This is a genomic window from Sphingobacterium sp. UDSM-2020, assembly GCF_016132525.1.
GTDB classification, from domain to species: domain Bacteria; phylum Bacteroidota; class Bacteroidia; order Sphingobacteriales; family Sphingobacteriaceae; genus Sphingobacterium; species Sphingobacterium anhuiense.
Genome location: NZ_CP066166.1, coordinates 552,690 through 567,898, shown reverse-complemented (window position 1 = coordinate 567,898; position 15,209 = coordinate 552,690). Strand labels below are relative to the sequence as shown.

Annotated in this window: 16 protein-coding genes and 1 pseudogene; 13 read left to right on the top strand and 4 right to left on the bottom strand. The window is 40.5% G+C overall.

The features are described 5' to 3' along the window. Positions 1-7: 7 nt before the first annotated feature. The 4 genes from JAZ75_RS02445 to JAZ75_RS02430 form a co-directional block, all read right to left on the bottom strand. Positions 8-1,480, bottom strand: coding sequence for a c-type cytochrome (locus JAZ75_RS02445; RefSeq protein ID WP_208700100.1), 1,473 nt, complete (start codon positions 1,478-1,480; stop codon positions 8-10). A gap of 229 nt (positions 1,481-1,709) precedes the next feature. Beyond that, positions 1,710-2,582 carry a helix-turn-helix domain-containing protein gene (locus JAZ75_RS02440; RefSeq protein WP_165290378.1) on the bottom strand — a complete coding sequence of 291 codons (873 nt, stop codon included), beginning with the start codon at positions 2,580-2,582 and terminating at the stop codon, positions 1,710-1,712. Positions 2,583-2,623: 41 nt separating this feature from the next. Beyond that, positions 2,624-2,983 carry a hypothetical protein gene (locus JAZ75_RS02435; protein ID WP_208700098.1) on the bottom strand — a complete coding sequence of 120 codons (360 nt, stop codon included), beginning with the start codon at positions 2,981-2,983 and terminating at the stop codon, positions 2,624-2,626. A 33-nt stretch (positions 2,984-3,016) separates the two neighbouring features. Continuing rightward, positions 3,017-3,577 carry an SCO family protein gene (locus JAZ75_RS02430; protein ID WP_165290379.1) on the bottom strand — a complete coding sequence of 187 codons (561 nt, stop codon included), beginning with the start codon at positions 3,575-3,577 and terminating at the stop codon, positions 3,017-3,019. 237 nt (positions 3,578-3,814) lie between these two features. On the opposite strand from JAZ75_RS02430, the gene JAZ75_RS02425 reads away from it, so the two are divergent. The 13 genes and pseudogenes from JAZ75_RS02425 to JAZ75_RS02365 all read left to right on the top strand — a co-directional run bounded on the left by JAZ75_RS02425 (position 3,815) and on the right by JAZ75_RS02365 (position 15,191). Then, the gene (locus JAZ75_RS02425; protein WP_208700096.1) at positions 3,815-4,387 is read left to right on the top strand and encodes an SCO family protein; all 573 of its coding nucleotides are present in this window, start codon (positions 3,815-3,817) and stop codon (positions 4,385-4,387) included. A 37-nt stretch (positions 4,388-4,424) separates the two neighbouring features. Further along, entirely contained in the window at positions 4,425-5,192 is a 768-nt protein-coding gene (locus JAZ75_RS02420; protein WP_208700094.1) for a DJ-1/PfpI family protein, read from the top strand. 16 nt (positions 5,193-5,208) lie between these two features. Beyond that, positions 5,209-7,374 carry a TonB-dependent siderophore receptor gene (locus JAZ75_RS02415; RefSeq protein ID WP_208700092.1) on the top strand — a complete coding sequence of 722 codons (2,166 nt, stop codon included), beginning with the start codon at positions 5,209-5,211 and terminating at the stop codon, positions 7,372-7,374. A 1-nt stretch (position 7,375) separates the two neighbouring features. Further along, on the top strand, positions 7,376-7,642 hold the full coding sequence (locus JAZ75_RS02410) for a carboxypeptidase-like regulatory domain-containing protein (RefSeq protein WP_208700090.1): 267 nt from the start codon (positions 7,376-7,378) through the stop codon (positions 7,640-7,642). Between the two features lie 154 nt (positions 7,643-7,796). Beyond that, positions 7,797-7,910 (top strand): annotated as a pseudogene (locus JAZ75_RS26165) (transposase); the annotation flags it as partial. Positions 7,911-8,163: 253 nt separating this feature from the next. Further along, a complete protein-coding gene (locus tag JAZ75_RS02400) occupies positions 8,164-8,808 on the top strand; it encodes an SCO family protein (protein ID WP_232789340.1) in 645 nt (214 codons plus the stop codon). 16 nt (positions 8,809-8,824) lie between these two features. Next, positions 8,825-9,205, top strand: coding sequence for a hypothetical protein (locus JAZ75_RS02395; RefSeq protein WP_208700086.1), 381 nt, complete (start codon positions 8,825-8,827; stop codon positions 9,203-9,205). 93 nt (positions 9,206-9,298) lie between these two features. Then, positions 9,299-10,144, top strand: coding sequence for a FixH family protein (locus tag JAZ75_RS02390; RefSeq protein ID WP_208700084.1), 846 nt, complete (start codon positions 9,299-9,301; stop codon positions 10,142-10,144). A 104-nt stretch (positions 10,145-10,248) separates the two neighbouring features. Then, positions 10,249-11,121: an MbnP family protein gene (locus JAZ75_RS02385; RefSeq protein ID WP_208700082.1), complete on the top strand. Its 873-nt coding sequence runs from the start codon at positions 10,249-10,251 to the stop codon at positions 11,119-11,121. After that, a complete protein-coding gene (locus tag JAZ75_RS02380; RefSeq protein ID WP_208700080.1) occupies positions 11,121-12,242 on the top strand; it encodes a cytochrome-c peroxidase in 1,122 nt (373 codons plus the stop codon). Before JAZ75_RS02385 ends, JAZ75_RS02380 begins: the two co-directional genes overlap by 1 nt. Before the next feature lie 5 nt (positions 12,243-12,247). After that, positions 12,248-13,147 carry an MbnP family protein gene (locus JAZ75_RS02375; protein ID WP_232789339.1) on the top strand — a complete coding sequence of 300 codons (900 nt, stop codon included), beginning with the start codon at positions 12,248-12,250 and terminating at the stop codon, positions 13,145-13,147. Between the two features lie 15 nt (positions 13,148-13,162). Then, positions 13,163-14,230: a cytochrome-c peroxidase gene (locus JAZ75_RS02370; RefSeq protein WP_208700078.1), complete on the top strand. Its 1,068-nt coding sequence runs from the start codon at positions 13,163-13,165 to the stop codon at positions 14,228-14,230. 289 nt (positions 14,231-14,519) lie between these two features. Then, complete coding sequence (locus JAZ75_RS02365; RefSeq protein ID WP_232789338.1) at positions 14,520-15,191, top strand: transporter; 672 nt, start codon at positions 14,520-14,522, stop codon at positions 15,189-15,191. The last annotated feature ends 18 nt before the right edge of the window (positions 15,192-15,209 follow it).

Below are 15,209 nucleotides of genomic sequence, written 5' to 3'. Positions count from 1 at the left end.
AAAAATCTTAGTTGTTTTCGCTTTCTTGTTCTTTTTCCGCCTCTATACGCTTCGCAACAGCGTCTACCGCATTGTCTGCATTGACGGCAACGCCGTCAGTCTGTGCGCCTTGCAATGATTCGCCTGAGCTCTGTAACTGCTTAATGTAGGCAACCAGCGCTTCCAGTTCTTTTTTATTTCCCGGAAATGGCGGCATAAATGCCCGCCCTTGATGCATACCCGGTATATAGCTCGCCATAGCTTGTTCGTTCAAAGGCTTATCCTTGCCATACATGTTTTCGAAAACATCTACGATAGAATTGACACCATTGGTCGTGTGGCATCGGCTACAGGTCAGCATAAAAACGTCCCGTCCGGCCATGACTTTATTATCGGGCGTAATCTCATGAACAGATGTGTATGTAGCATGCTTTAGTATCCCATCTTTTTTGTACAATGGGTAATCTTCCTCACGAAGCAAATTTGAATACATATAATTACCAATTACGTAGGGTTTCCGAACAAATTCCCTGACTCGCTCGAATATTCCTAAAAAGCCGAAAACAAAGAGACAGGGTATGACCACAAGACCGAAACTAACTTTCTTGGGTTTGAAAATAGCCCACAATGCCAGAACGATGGATAACGATGCTGCTCCGATGATAAAGTATTTCAGCAGGTCATAGTATTCTTCAAAATCCATCGAACCGACTGCTGTACTCATATTGGCTTTCATCGCCTCCGGCATCACATTCCAATAATATATCGCTCCCACTATGGCAAATGGTGTCCAGAATAGTATCCATCTACCCGCATATTTGATGGCCAGAATCCGTATTTCGGAGCCTCTTTTTGAAAATATGGTGGTCAATAGCATTCCGAATATTCCACCTATCAACATGGCTACTGGTGTGCGGAAGGCCAATTGAGGGAGATAAATCGGATTGGTAAAACCGTTGAGCAAACTCTTATCCGTATTCCAGTTGCCCGGATCCATCATAAAACCGAGGATAGATACGATAATAACCATTGTAATCCACGAAGCCAAGCTCAGAAATGCACCGAATCGAATGTGTTTTAGCTTTGCATTTAATGATTTGTTGGAGTTTTTCCATGTCAAGTAATAAATCATAATGAGCACCACTTCCGTTACAAAAACTACCCATTCGGTGAACCATGCCCAATAGAATACGCGGATAAGACTACCGATAGAACTTGGACTTACTAAAGCTACGGAGAACCAGATACCTACTCCCGTCATGGCACCTATTGTCGTTGTTATGATAAATGCTACCTTCATTTTATTATAAATAAGGGTATCCCATTTAGTATCTGTAACTTGATCTGGTGGGGCATTCTTCACTCCTTTATACTCCAACCAGGTGATATAGGGAATAAAACCTACAGCAAGGCCGTGGTTAATCATAACGTGGATGATAGCGATGACCGCTATTAAAAACCGGTCGTTTAACCAGTCCAAGTGGAACATTGGAAAATCCATAAATCTCTCTCGTTTATTATTTTTGACAAAATTCCGACATTACGGCGAAGAGCGGAGGGAATATAGGTGCGAATGGCTTCTGTTTTTGGAACAGAATTATGCGGTTTATAGGATAATAGTTTAGCTATTCGTAACTGCCTTCATTTGGAGAAATGGATTGCCGCATATAACAAAAAAGCAGTCCCAACTAACTGGAACCGCTTAAATTAATTCAGTGGAGATATTACCTTTATCTCTGCGTCTTTCTAAACTCTTCTGGGCTAAGTCCATGCTTCTTTTTAAAAAAAGTAATGAAGTAAGAAGAACTGTCGAATCCAAGTTCAAATGATATTTCCGATACCGTTTTGAACGTGTGATAGAGCAACCTTTCTGCCTCCATGAGTATTCGGTCTCTTATTATTTCTCCGACACTCCTGCTCCGCCGTTCTTTACAGATACGGTTTAGGTAATTCGTTGATATGTTCAACTTTTCGGCATAAAATGAAGGGAATCGTTCTCTTTTGTAGTACTGTTCCAACAATTGTTCAAACAGTCGTACTTTACTCTCTTTCTCTCTATTGTAGGGAGCATCAACAGCTATACCATTGTGTCTCTCCATAATACCCAATACGATATTCAGGTAGGAGCGCAATATCGTTCTTGAATCAGCTCCTGAGCGCTTGAATTCATCGTACATTGCATCCATCATCATGCGCCAACGGGGCATATCTTCCGTATACTCCAACTGTTTACATACGCTATTGCTTTTTAGAAATGAAAAATCGTATAAAACATTGTCGTTATATCGCTTTGAAAAAAAAGCGTCCGTAAACAATACCATCCAGCCTTTGGCTTGTTTATCTATTTCAAATGTACAGACACTGGTAGGGCTTACACTCAATACTTCTCCTTTATGGATTTGTGTAGAAGACTGATCTACAACAAACCTTCCGGCTTGGTCTTCTAAAAAGATTATCATGTAAAATCTTCTCTGGTTTGGCAACGAGAAAAGACTACAGTAATGCTGATTATAAGATTGGAGCGAAGTGATGAAAAAACCTAAATCGGGACTTTCAAAATCTTCCAGTGTCAAAACTCTTATTTCTTCTGTCTTGACAACCATAATAATATTACCTTATTTAAATAATCGATAGCTCAATTAAATCAGGCAATAGGCGGTTTGAAGATAGAAAAGCAAAACCCATCTGATAACGGGTCAGTAGAAACCGATTGGGTTAATAGGTCTCCAACATCCTTTTGAATAGGCTGCGTATTGTTCAAAGTGAAGACTGATAATATCATTGTTACTTCCAGCAACTTAAGTTTCACAGGTGCATCATTATGCTGCTGGTCCTCTTTAATTTTTTCCTCTAGATAACACGACCCTTTACATACTGGAATAGTATCAAATCTATTGATACACAACTGGCTTTCTATATAGTCCCGGTTGAGCTGAAAGCCTACAAAAATCCACATACTACTCGTTGACTGTATCAATACAGCCACAAGCAACGATATGTACATGAATCTTTTCAAAATGGTGCGAATGTATTAAATTTATTTCTCTTTTCGTAAAATATCAATATCTGCTAATAATCTCTTTGTTTCATCCTGCGAAGTTCCGTCGTATACACCCCGGATATGTAAATCCTTATCGACCAAAAGAAATCCACCGCTGTGTGTAAATCCGCCGGGAGCCGTACTATCCGGATAGGCAATAGCATAATAGGATTTCTCAGCAAGATTTAATACATCTTGTGGGCTTCCATAAAGAAAATGCCATTTCTCTCTTTTAACCCCGATCTTGTCAGCGTAGGCTTTCAATGCCGGAATGGTGTCGCGTTTAGGGTCAATACTGAAAGAAAGGAGAACAATATCTTCCATTCCCATCGTTTCATCGTACACTTCCTTCATCTGCGCGTTCATTTGCGGACAAATGGTTGGACATGACAAAAAGATAAATGAAGCAATATGGATCTTACCGATCAGGCTCTGATCAGAGATGGGTATACTGTCCTGATCAAGCATGCTAAATTCATCGATCTTAGGATAAATTAGCTCACTCCCTTCCGTAACCGGATTGCCGAGATAGGGAAGTTTTTTTTGTTGACAGCCCATGGAGCATATAGTCAAAACTAAGAATAAGGAGAAGCTTACATATTTCATTGAGATAAATACTATCCTATTTTAAATACCAAATATACATTTTATTGCTGTTAAATATCGATTGAATACCTTAAGTGTCCCTTACAACATCCGATATGCACGAAAACCTAAACACGTAGCACGCTTATATAAACCACGAAAGCCATATAGTGTGGTAACTTTGCAAAGTTAATAAAGCAGCAGAGAGCAATGTCTTTTCAAATTTTCAAAATCCTGCCATTGGGCATATTATTTCTCGCCTCTTGTGATCAACAACGCGATGATAAGGATCTTCCTATTATGGGCGAGAAAGAAATCGTTTCAATGGTGAAAGATGGCAAGACGGTTAATGACACGATCTACCACAGCATACCTGAATTCCGTTTTGTAGATCAGGACAGTGTATGGATTTCCAATGAAGATGTTGCTGATAAGATCTACCTGGCGGATTTCTTTTTTACACGCTGTCCGACTATATGTCCGCTACTTGCTAAAAATATGTTGACCATCGCAAAAGAGTTTGAAAACGAGGAGCGTTTAGTGATATTATCGCACACCATTGATGCGAAACACGATACGCCGGCTGTGCTAAAAGATTACGCCACTAAACTTGGCGCACCGTCAAACTGGCACTTCTTAAATGGCCCACAGGACGCTGTCTACCATATTACAGGAAAAGAGGGTTACTTTTCGTATGCGGAGGAAAACCCCGACATTCCCGGAGGCTTTGATCATACGCATTCATTTCGCTTGCAGCAAGCCCTTTTTTTAAACACACTATAGATTTTTTTGGCATAAACCAGCAAAATACGAAGATAAAATGAAAGCAATTAACCTACTACTACTTATATTACAGGGACTGACAACCTATGGACAAGGCTCCTTGCGGGTACATCAGCAAGAAATGTATTCCATTGTAAAAAAAATACAGCAAGACACAATAACTGTTGCTGTTCTTCTGTACGATGATGTAGTGCTTCAGGATTTTGCTGGCCCTATTGAGGTTTTTAACAAGGCACAGAATCTCACCAAAAGAAAATTCAGAACGTTTACGGTTGGTTTAAGTTCCAAAGAAATTCATACCGAAAACAATCTACTTAAAATCACTGCAGATTATACATTGGCACATTTTCCGAAAGCTGATTATATCATTATTCCGGGTGCAAGCATGCCTATTATACAGAAACTGACGGAAAATGAATTATTAACATCTTTTCTCAAAAAAGAAAATGCAGATCCGAAAACAAAAATTGTATCGGTCTGTACAGCATCTTACCTTTTAGCTAAAGCTGGAATTTTGGACGGTAAAAAAGCGACTACCCATTATTTTGTGGCAGACGACTTTGAAGAGCAGTATCCGAAAATTCAGTTGGTACGAAATGTACGCTTTGTAGATGAAGGGAAAATTATCACATCATCCGGCGTTACTTCCGGAATTGATGCAGCTCTGCATATCGTTGGGCAACATAGTGGTGAGACGATTCAGGGGATGATTAACCGTGCTTTACAGTATACTTACGGTCAGAATGAAACTTGGCCAACTGCCCCCAAAGGAATGAGATACCGCAGTGAAAAACAAACAAATTAAACTTTTTAAAATCAAAATGAACAAAACAATTATATCCATAGTAACTTTATTATTTGCTATAAACTTGAATGCACAAACCAGTGATTCTTTACAAGTCCAAAATCTTCAGGAAGTAGTTATCCAAGCAGAAAGAAAAGCTTTAGACTATTCCAGCAAAACCGCTTCCAAGATTCCGCTTAAAAACATAGAAAATCCGCAGGTTCTTAATACCGTTAATCATTTAGTTATCGAGCAACAGGGGATTACCAATTTTCCAGATATTCTAAGAAATATTCCCGGTATCGGAAGAAATTGGTCGTCGGTTTCGCCTTATTATACATCAAGGGGATTTACGGTTAGAAATTATATCCGAAATGGAATGATCAGTTATGCAGCTTCGGATATGGATCCTGTAAATATTGAACAGGTTGATGTTGTAAAAGGGCCTGTTGGTACGCTTTTCGGCTCCGGTTCAGTTTCATTTGGTGGACTTATTAACCGAGTTACCAAACAACCTTTTGAAGAAAGAAAAATAGCAGTCGGTTATCAGTTTGGAAGTTACGACTTAAGCCGATTCACTGCTGATGTTAATTTGCCTTTAAATAAGGAAAAAACAGCACTTTTCAGACTCAATGCTTCCCATACCTACGATGGTTCATTTCAGGATGCCGGATTTTTGAAAAGTACTTTTATCGCTCCAAGTTTACTATATAAAGTCAATGAGCGTTTAACCTTATCTCTGGATGCAGAAATCTACGAAAGAGAAGGAACTTCCCAACCACAGTTTTCACCTGTTGGTCCGAAACAGACCGGTAGCACGGAAACATGGGCATCTACTCCCGAAGAACTGAATATTGATTATAAAAAATCTTTCTCCAACAACTCTGTCAAACTAAAAGATCCTGCCCGAAACTTCTTTGGAAAAATAGATTATAAACTTTCTGATCATTGGAAAATGCAGACCAACATCGTAAATGGCTACACTTCCAATACCGGAAATTACCTGACTTTTGGAATTAAATCCGGCGATGCGATAATCCAGAGAAAAGTGTCCCAATATCCAACATCCAAGATTACAACCATTCAGCTTCAGCAGAATTTTATTGGAGATTTTAAAATTGGTTCTGTCCGAAACCGTCTTGTTGCAGGGATTGACTACTACAGAAATTCCAACAATTCAGAAATCAATGCCTTAAGCGGAAGAGGTGGAAGGCCTGTTTTTGATGAATTGAATATAGAAGACAGCAACAGCAATTATAATAATATCAATCCTTTTCTGATTGATGAAGCATTGTCTTCATACAGTTCGACATCGACCAAAACGGTACAGCAAACCCTTGGTATTTATGTTTCAGATGTTTTTAATCCCATTGAAAGATTATCCGTAATGCTTAGTGCTAGATTTGACCGTTTCTTTAATGATGGCTCTACCAATCTGATAACAGGAGTTACCTCGGGAAACTACAATCAGAATTCCTTTTCTCCCAAATTAGGCGTTGTTTATGAAATTTTAAAAAATGAACTTTCTGTTTTTGCCAATTACAATAATGGTTTTCAAAATGTGGCACCCGTAACACAACCGGACGGAACGGTATCTGTTTTCAAACCACAGTATGCCAATCAAACAGAATTTGGATTTAAAACAGATTTACTGAAAAACAAACTGACGGCAACTTTGAGTTATTACGATATCCGTGTAAAAAACACGCTTCGTGCCGATGTAGATCAGCCGACATATACCGTTCAGGAAGGCGATCAGTACAGCAAAGGCGTTGAGTTGGATTTGGTTTCCAGTCCAATAGCCGGTCTTTTTCTGAAAGCCGGCTGGGCATACAATGACAGTAAATATACCAATGCCGTAGAATCCGTAAACGGACGCCGTCCTGTTAATTCCGGTGCTAAAAATGCAGTAAACTGGTATGCTTCCTATACTTTTGGAGGTCTCATTTTCAAAGGGCTTGGGTTTGGTTTTGGAGGTAATTTTAACGGGAAAAACTATCTCATCAACAATACCACGAACGGACAGTTCTATACCAACGAATACACCCTTTTAAATGCTAATCTTTTTTATGACCAGCCGCATTACCGTTTCAGCATCAATGCTGAAAATTTAGGCAATAAAAAATATTACTATGGTGGTTACGGAACATTTACTCCGGGAATGCTGGGGAGAATTGCGGCAAGTATTATTATAAAAATTTAAAATGAGTTTAAAGAACATCATAACAATCTTGCTGTGTCTTTCGGCAACGAGCAGTTTTGCCCAGAGCATATGGGGAACTATTAAATCGCGAACGGGCAAGGCTATTGCCCATACGAACGTTACTGTATTGAACAGTTCTATCAAAACGACTTCCAATGAAGAGGGTAGTTTTTCATTGGAATTAAAAAAGGGGAAGTATCAATTGGAATTTGAAACCCCTGTCTTTGCCCCTGTAAATCGTCAGCAAAAAGTGGACACTAAATATTAAAAAGATCGGAGTGTTATTATCAAAAAGGCATTAGATTTAATTATGGACACTTCAAAGAAAAAAAGTACAGAAAAGTTTGTTAAAGACACCCGTAAGACTTACACAGCCGAACAGAAGATTCTCATTGTGATGGAAAGGCCTACGCGCAGAGACTTCGGTAGCAGAATTGTGTAGAAAGCATTCAGTTTCACAATCTCAATTTTATGTATGGAACAAAGAATTTATGGAAGCTGGGGAAAATCGGTTAAACGGAGATGTGATACGATAAGCTACAAGTGATGAAGTAACGGATCTGAAGAAAGAAAACGCTAGACTAAAGAAATGGTTGCCGATTTAGTTCTTCGCTACGATATTTAAATACCAAATATACATTTTATTGCTCTTAAATATCGATTGAATACCTCGAGTGTCCCGTACAACACCTGATATGCACTAAAACCTAAACACATAGCACGCTTATGTAAACCATGAAAGCTATATAGTGTTGTAACTTTGCAAAGTTAATAAACCAGTAGAGAGCAATGTATTTTCAAATTTTCAAAATCCTGCCATTGGGCATATTATTTCTCGCCTCTTGTGGTCAACAACGCGATGATAAGGATCTTCCTATTATGGGCGAGAAAGAAATCGTTTCAATGATGAAAGATGGCAAGACGGTTAATGACACGATCTACCACAGCATACCTGAATTCCGTTTTGTGGATCAGGACAGTGTATGGATTTCCAATGAAGATGTTGCTGATAAGATCTACCTGGCGGATTTCTTTTTTACACGCTGTCCGACTATATGTCCGCTACTTGCTAAAAATATGTTGACCATCGCAAAAGAGTTTGAAAACGAGGAGCGTTTAGTGATATTATCGCACACCATTGATGCGAAACACGATACGCCGGCTGTGCTAAAAGATTACGCCACTAAACTTGGTGCACCGTCAAACTGGCTCTTCTTAAATGGCCCACAGGAGGCTGTCTATCATATTGCAGGAAAAGAGGGTTACTTTTCGTATGCGGAGGAAAACCCCGACATTCCCGGAGGCTTTGATCATAGCGGTGCATTTACATTGGTAGACACTAACGGACACGTAAGAGGAGTTTACGATGGCACCCGTGAAGATGAAGCGAAAAAGGCCATAGAAGACATTCGTAAATTATTAGCACAATTTTAAAAAGATATAAACTAAATTGAAAAGGATCATTTCATTCCTACTACTTGTATCTCTCGCTTACCAATGTTTGGGAAGTATGGGGGTATTTGTGTGGTTTGAAAGCAACCGATCCTATATTGCAAAAGAACTTTGCGAAAATAGAGCAAGACCTCAGATGCACTGTAATGGTCAATGCGTACTGATGAAAAAGCTCAAAGCATTAGAAGAGAAATCATCCGATAAAAGTCTTCCGCAGAACGCAAAACACGAAACTTTTCTCTGCGTGATGCAGGAATGGCTGGTGATGCCAGAAAGCATATCCATCCAGTTAGTGAACAAATACGTAGCCTATTATAAAGCTTACTACAGTTTTATACATTTCAAGAATAACTTTCGCCCTCCTCGATTCAACGCCTAATTTTTTCTATAATAATTAATAGTGCTGTATTGACCTAAGAGGCTTTATACTCGGTGGGCAATACAGCGATTTTGGCATTGAATAAAATCGAGAATGAAACCATTTTACTTTGGAAAGTCATCCATGCTTTTTAGCGTAATGGCTATGGCATTGATATACAGTTTGACCGGGTGCGGAAACAATACACATAACCAACAGCAAGAAGGCACGGTTGACACGGCAGGTGCTTTGGTTGATATAACCGCTTTGACAAAAATAGCAGATACGACACTGACAAACAAAAAGATCAGTGTACTGGTACAGGACAGCCTAACCAGCAAAAACGAAACCATCTACATTCAGGTCACGGATCAAGACGGAAGCCCTGCTACTGATGCCCAGCTTGACTATAATGTTGTCATGGACATGGGTATGATGTCGCACGGAGGACCATATTACCCTTTGGTTGATCTGGGTAATGGTCTTTATAAAGCTGAGGTAGTCTTTATCATGGCCAATATGAAGGATATGGGCGAGGGTTGGATATTGAATACTATCCTCAATAAAACAGATAGTTTATCCTTTCTGCTGCCCGTTTCAGAGGCAAAGTATGCAAGGACTATCCCTGTTGGTACCAAAGATGATGGCCGTGTGTTCGTCAGTCTATTGCTACCCAATGAAGTAAAAACAGGAAGTCAGCCCATTGACTTCACACTGCACAGAATGGAGCATGAGGTTTTCCCACCGCTGGACAACTATACGGTAGAAATAGAGCCTTTTATGCCGGATATGGGACATGGTTCACCTGATAATAAGGCTGCCGTAGGCAAAAGTAATGGGCGGTATAGTGGGGTAGTCAATTTCACCATGAAAGGCCCTTGGACAATCAAAGTGAATCTGTTCAAAAAAGGAGAAAAAGTATCACAGGAGGAACTGGTATTTCCTGTAGAAGTTAAATAACAAATCAATATATACAATTACTAGAAAAATGAAACCGTCATGATCTTCAAAAATTCTCAATGCAATCATGACAGCTTCATTGCCTATCAATAAAAATTAAATAAATGAAAAAGCAGAATTTATTTTTTGCAGCCGTTGCTGCGCTGGTATTCACATCCTGTGAAAAAACCGAAATTAAAGAAGTTGAAAAGATTGTCTACGCAGACCAAGCGGGATCTTTATCGTTGACATTTGATGCCAAATATGGTGATTCAGATTTTGAACTAAATAAAAAATATCCCTATCAATTAATTAATTCGAGTGGAACCTATGATATGGAATTCGAATTTAGCCGTCTACGTTATTGGGTGAGCAATGTCAAATTGATCGATAAAGACAATAAAGAACATGCGATACCGGAATCTTATTATTTGGTGGAGGAAACCAATGAAATAGCTGTACAGCATTTGGTCAATGGAGAAAAATACCCCGCAACAAAGCGTGAGGAAGTGACGATCAAAGATATCCCTTCAGGAGAATATAAGGCTATCAAATTCTCTATAGGTGTCGATCAAAAATATAATGACAATATTGCTTTGACTGCTGGCGAACTGGGTTCGTTGAACGGTATGGGAGTTAGTGACGGTTGGATGTGGTTCACCAGTTACAAATTCCTAACCGTCGCTGGAAGTATTCATTGGGCAGGTGGTACACCGACTTCAAAAGCGCTGTCTTGGGAAACTGGCTCAAATGCTTTATTTAATGGTGCTGAAAAAACCGTAGAACTGAATGCGCCACTAAAAATTGATGCCCAAAACTCCGGAAAAATCACTTTCAACGTGGACGTAAAAGAATTGCTATCGGCGACCGATCTACCGTGGGTCAATAACAGTATCAGTCAAAACAAAAAAGACCTGATGATAGCTCTTCGCGATACGTTTTTGAGCAAATCGCTGACATTCAAAGAAGCAAGTTCTGTTTCCGTGGAAGCAAAATAATGTATATCTCAGTAAGAAATAGATATATCACTGGAGTCTTTACCTTTTTGGTGGGATTGTTCGTCCTATTATCCTGCTCAAAATATGATGAACCGTCTTTTACTGAAGAGGAGGAGACTCCTTTTGTCTTTCGCCAGCCTGCCTTTTTCCCAAAAGCGGTCGAATCCGCTATTGACCCCAAGACCGGTCTACCGTCAAATCCACTGACCAAAGCGGGGGTTGAATTGGGCAGAAGACTTTTCTACGACCCTATTCTGTCTGCTAACAAACAAGTGTCATGTGCAAGTTGTCACCATCAAAACAAGGGCTTTTCCGATGGTGTGGCTATTACCACGGCTGGTGTTTCAGGCAAAGCTTTGGAAAGACATTCACCTACATTGATCAATCTCGCATGGACAGACAAAGGTTTCTTTTGGGACGGTGGATCGACCAATCTGGAATCTCAGGCATTTGGTCCGCTGACTCATGCGGATGAGATGGGAATGTATCTACCTGTATTGGTTGAACGTTTGCGTGCGGATGCTACTTATGTGGCATTATTTCAGAAGGCATTTGGAGAACTACCGAGCGAACATCGAACAGCTATGGCTCTTTCTCAATTTCAGCGCATATTGATTTCTGCAGATGCTCCGTACGACCTATACCGAAGAGGAGAAAAACCAGAGGCATTATCTCCCGAGCAACTTCGTGGGCTAAACCTAGTGCGTCAAAAGTGCAGCAGTTGTCATGGAGGAGAATTATTTACCGATAACGGATTTCACAATAACGGAATAGATAATGACTTCGGCGATGGATCGCATGAGGGTATTTATTGGGGCAGGTACCGCATCACCTACAACCCACTGGACCTGGGTGCTTTCAAGACGCCTACATTACGCAATGTGATGGTGAGCGCTCCTTATATGCATGACGGGAGATTTAAGACCATTGATGAAGTACTGCATCATTATCGTTTTGGCATCAAAGATACACCTGTTACCGCTACTGCATTATACCAGAACAATGATCAGGTAGGGATACCCATGACAGACCAAGAAGTCGAAGAGATTAAGGCTTTTCTGCATGCACTGACTGATGAAAAATTCTTAAACAACAGGGAGTTTTCAAATCCCTTTAAATAAAAGATATGAGAGAGAAAATGATAAAACGAGACTGGAAGAGCATTTTAATCGCATGCATAACGTTTTGCCTACTGCTATCAGCCTGTAAAAAGGACGATGATATTATCGATGAAAATAAGATGGGCGAGTTTTCTATTGAATTTGACCACATCGTCGGTGAAGACCGGTTTTATATCGATCCCACCTATCTGTATAGAAATGCTAAAGGCGAGCAGTTTAGTATACGAATCTTAATGTACTATATCAGCAATATCAAACTTTACAAAACAGATGGAAGTAGCTATACTGTACCACAGGATGATAGTTATTTTTTAGTGAATGCAGATGATCGAACCACACGTTTTACTAAGGTCAGGGTTCCGGAAGGCGATTATACAAAAGTCGAGTTTATGATCGGTGTCGATCAGGAACGCAATATGATGCCGATGGAGCGTAGAACGGGCGTGCTTTCTTTTAATCCCGGAGAAGGACATGCAGGTATGTTCTGGACATGGAGCCAGGGATATATATTCTTCAAGTTGGAAGGGAATAGTGATGTTGTATCAGACGATCAGCAAGGTGACCCTACAGGAAATAAGCAATTCAAGTATCACATCGGTGGTTTTGGATATCCATTTGATGATCCAGAAGCGATGAATAATATTAAGGTTATAAGCGTCGACCTTACGAAGACAAGCGGTGATCATTTGGCTCATGTAAGGGAAGGATTAAGAAGCAATGTGCATCTGATGGTGGATGTGATGCAGATATTTAATGGTCCGAACCAATGGAGCATTGCGAATAAACCCAATGTGATGTTTAACAAAGAAGATAGCGGTAAGATTGCCGGGAATTTTGCATCCCTGTTTACACACGACCATAGTGAAAACTATGTAAAAAGTGAGGCAGAGCTATCGGCTAACTAACAATATTAAAACGAGATGAAGAAGATATGGGTACTTACTTTAATTCTAGGCCTGATATGGGCCTGTAAGAAAGGAAATGATATGATAGAGGAAGAGGACATATTTGCGGGTTTTGTACAACCTTCCAATTTTCCGAAACCTGCTTATGACCTTTCTCGAAATCCAGTGACCAAAGACGGTTTTGAATTAGGGAAAAAGTTGTTTTATGAACCACGGCTTTCCCGCAACAATACCATTGCTTGTGGAAGCTGCCATATACAAGGTGCCGGATTTACGCATCATGGGCATGATGTAAGTCATGGGATCGATGACAGATTGGGAACACGTAATCCAATGCCCATCATGAATCTAGCCTGGCACACGGAGTTCTTTTGGGATGGCGGTGTATTTGATTTAGATTTTTCTCCCGTAAACGCGATACACAGTGCAGTAGAGATGGACGAGACTGTAACCAACGTCCTGCTAAAATTAAGGGCACGTCCGGAATATCCCGCTCTCTTCAAGAAAGCTTTTGGAACAGAGGAAATTACCGACGTCCTGTTTTTTAGAGCACTCTCACAGTTTATGCTGATGGCGACGAGCAGTGATTCCAAATACGACAAGGTGATGCGCAAAGAAGATGGTGCATCATTTACAGAGTCGGAAGCACGGGGTTACCTGTTCTTTAAGAATAACTGTGCAAACTGTCACAAGGAACCTCTTTTTACGGATCTGAGCTACCGCAACAACGGAATTCGTCCCAACCGTAGTGACGACAAAGGACGAGCAATCGTGACTGGTAATGTAAACGATGAATATAAATTCAAGGTGCCCTCACTGCGTAACATCTCCTTCACAGCACCGTACACACACGATGGACGCTATCTGACCGTGAGCAGGATGCTTGACCATTACCGTCATGATATGGTGGATTCGCCTACATTGGATCCCTTGTTCCGTCAAGCTGACGGTAGCTTGGGCATCATCATGACCGAAGAAGAGAAAGCAGATCTGATGGCTTTCCTAAAAACACTGGAAGACCCGACCTTTCTGTCAAACAAATTACTCGCAGAGCCATTTGGTTCTGATTTTATCGTCAATTAATGATTAGGATATGAAAAAGAAAATTATACTATTGGTTTTGTCCACTGTTGCACTTTTTGCAAATATACCGCAGTCGGCAGCCTGTGATGTCTGCGGATGCGGTGTAGGAAGCTACTATATGGGTATCTTGCCGGACTTTAATAAACGTTTTATTGGCTTACGTTATCAGCAGAATAGGTTGCAGACCCACTTGGGTTCAAACGGCATCCGTACGCCTAATTCAACGAATGAGACATATCGTACAATGGAACTTTGGGGGGCTTGGAACTTTGGGGAGCGCTGGCGCGTGATGGCGATCGTTCCGTATAGTTTTAACGAGCGTACTATCGGTAACGGCAACACCGAAACGGGAAGTAAGAACGGTCTCGGAGATGTTGTTGTGATGGGGCATTACAAACTTTTGGATGATGTCCGCACGACGAGTTCCAACAAACTGCTGATGCAATCCCTTTGGATCGGTGCTGGGATCAAGACACCTACAGGCGAGTATGATACCAGCGAGCAATCTAGTGCAGAGATGGGGGCACCAAACAATTTCCAGTTAGGGACAGCGAGTACCGATTTTATGATCAACGCCGCTTACGACATCCGGTTGATGGATGCCGGTATCAACGTGAATGCGACCTACAAAATCAATACCGAAAATAAGCACGAATACCGTTATGCCAACAAGTTTACAGTAAATGCTTTGGCGTACTATAAATTTAATATTCAGAACAAGGTACGGATTTCTCCCAATGTAGGTGTACTCTATGAAACACAACCAAAAGACGTGCTTTACAACCGTTTTGATGTAGCCCAGTCCGGTGGACACTCCACCATGGGCATTGCAGGTATAGAGGTCAATGTCGGCAGATTATCTATTGGCGGAAACTTTCAGACACCGATCAGCCAAAATCTTGCAGATGGACGTATAAAAGCGGAGAATCGTTTTATGACCCATGTATCGTTTTCCTTTTGATTTCACTACTAAAATAAA

Bases quoted from the DNA above. Each gene is read 5' to 3' on its own strand.
- JAZ75_RS02415 (WP_208700092.1), top strand. From the start codon at position 5,209: ATGAACAAAACAATTATATCCATAGTAACTTTATTATTTGCTATAAAC.
- JAZ75_RS02430 (WP_165290379.1), bottom strand. From the start codon at position 3,577: ATGGGCTGTCAACAAAAAAAACTTCCCTATCTCGGCAATCCGGTTACG.
- JAZ75_RS02370 (WP_208700078.1), top strand. From the start codon at position 13,163: ATGAAGAAGATATGGGTACTTACTTTAATTCTAGGCCTGATATGGGCC.
- JAZ75_RS02375 (WP_232789339.1), top strand. From the start codon at position 12,248: ATGAGAGAGAAAATGATAAAACGAGACTGGAAGAGCATTTTAATCGCA.
- JAZ75_RS02410 (WP_208700090.1), top strand. From the start codon at position 7,376: ATGAGTTTAAAGAACATCATAACAATCTTGCTGTGTCTTTCGGCAACG.
- JAZ75_RS02380 (WP_208700080.1), top strand. From the start codon at position 11,121: ATGTATATCTCAGTAAGAAATAGATATATCACTGGAGTCTTTACCTTT.
- JAZ75_RS02435 (WP_208700098.1), bottom strand. From the start codon at position 2,983: ATGTACATATCGTTGCTTGTGGCTGTATTGATACAGTCAACGAGTAGT.
- JAZ75_RS02445 (WP_208700100.1), bottom strand. From the start codon at position 1,480: ATGGATTTTCCAATGTTCCACTTGGACTGGTTAAACGACCGGTTTTTA.
- JAZ75_RS02365 (WP_232789338.1), top strand. From the start codon at position 14,520: ATGGCGATCGTTCCGTATAGTTTTAACGAGCGTACTATCGGTAACGGC.
- JAZ75_RS02400 (WP_232789340.1), top strand. From the start codon at position 8,164: ATGTATTTTCAAATTTTCAAAATCCTGCCATTGGGCATATTATTTCTC.
- JAZ75_RS02440 (WP_165290378.1), bottom strand. From the start codon at position 2,582: ATGGTTGTCAAGACAGAAGAAATAAGAGTTTTGACACTGGAAGATTTT.
- JAZ75_RS02425 (WP_208700096.1), top strand. From the start codon at position 3,815: ATGTCTTTTCAAATTTTCAAAATCCTGCCATTGGGCATATTATTTCTC.
- JAZ75_RS02385 (WP_208700082.1), top strand. From the start codon at position 10,249: ATGAAAAAGCAGAATTTATTTTTTGCAGCCGTTGCTGCGCTGGTATTC.
- JAZ75_RS02420 (WP_208700094.1), top strand. From the start codon at position 4,425: ATGAAAGCAATTAACCTACTACTACTTATATTACAGGGACTGACAACC.
- JAZ75_RS02390 (WP_208700084.1), top strand. From the start codon at position 9,299: ATGAAACCATTTTACTTTGGAAAGTCATCCATGCTTTTTAGCGTAATG.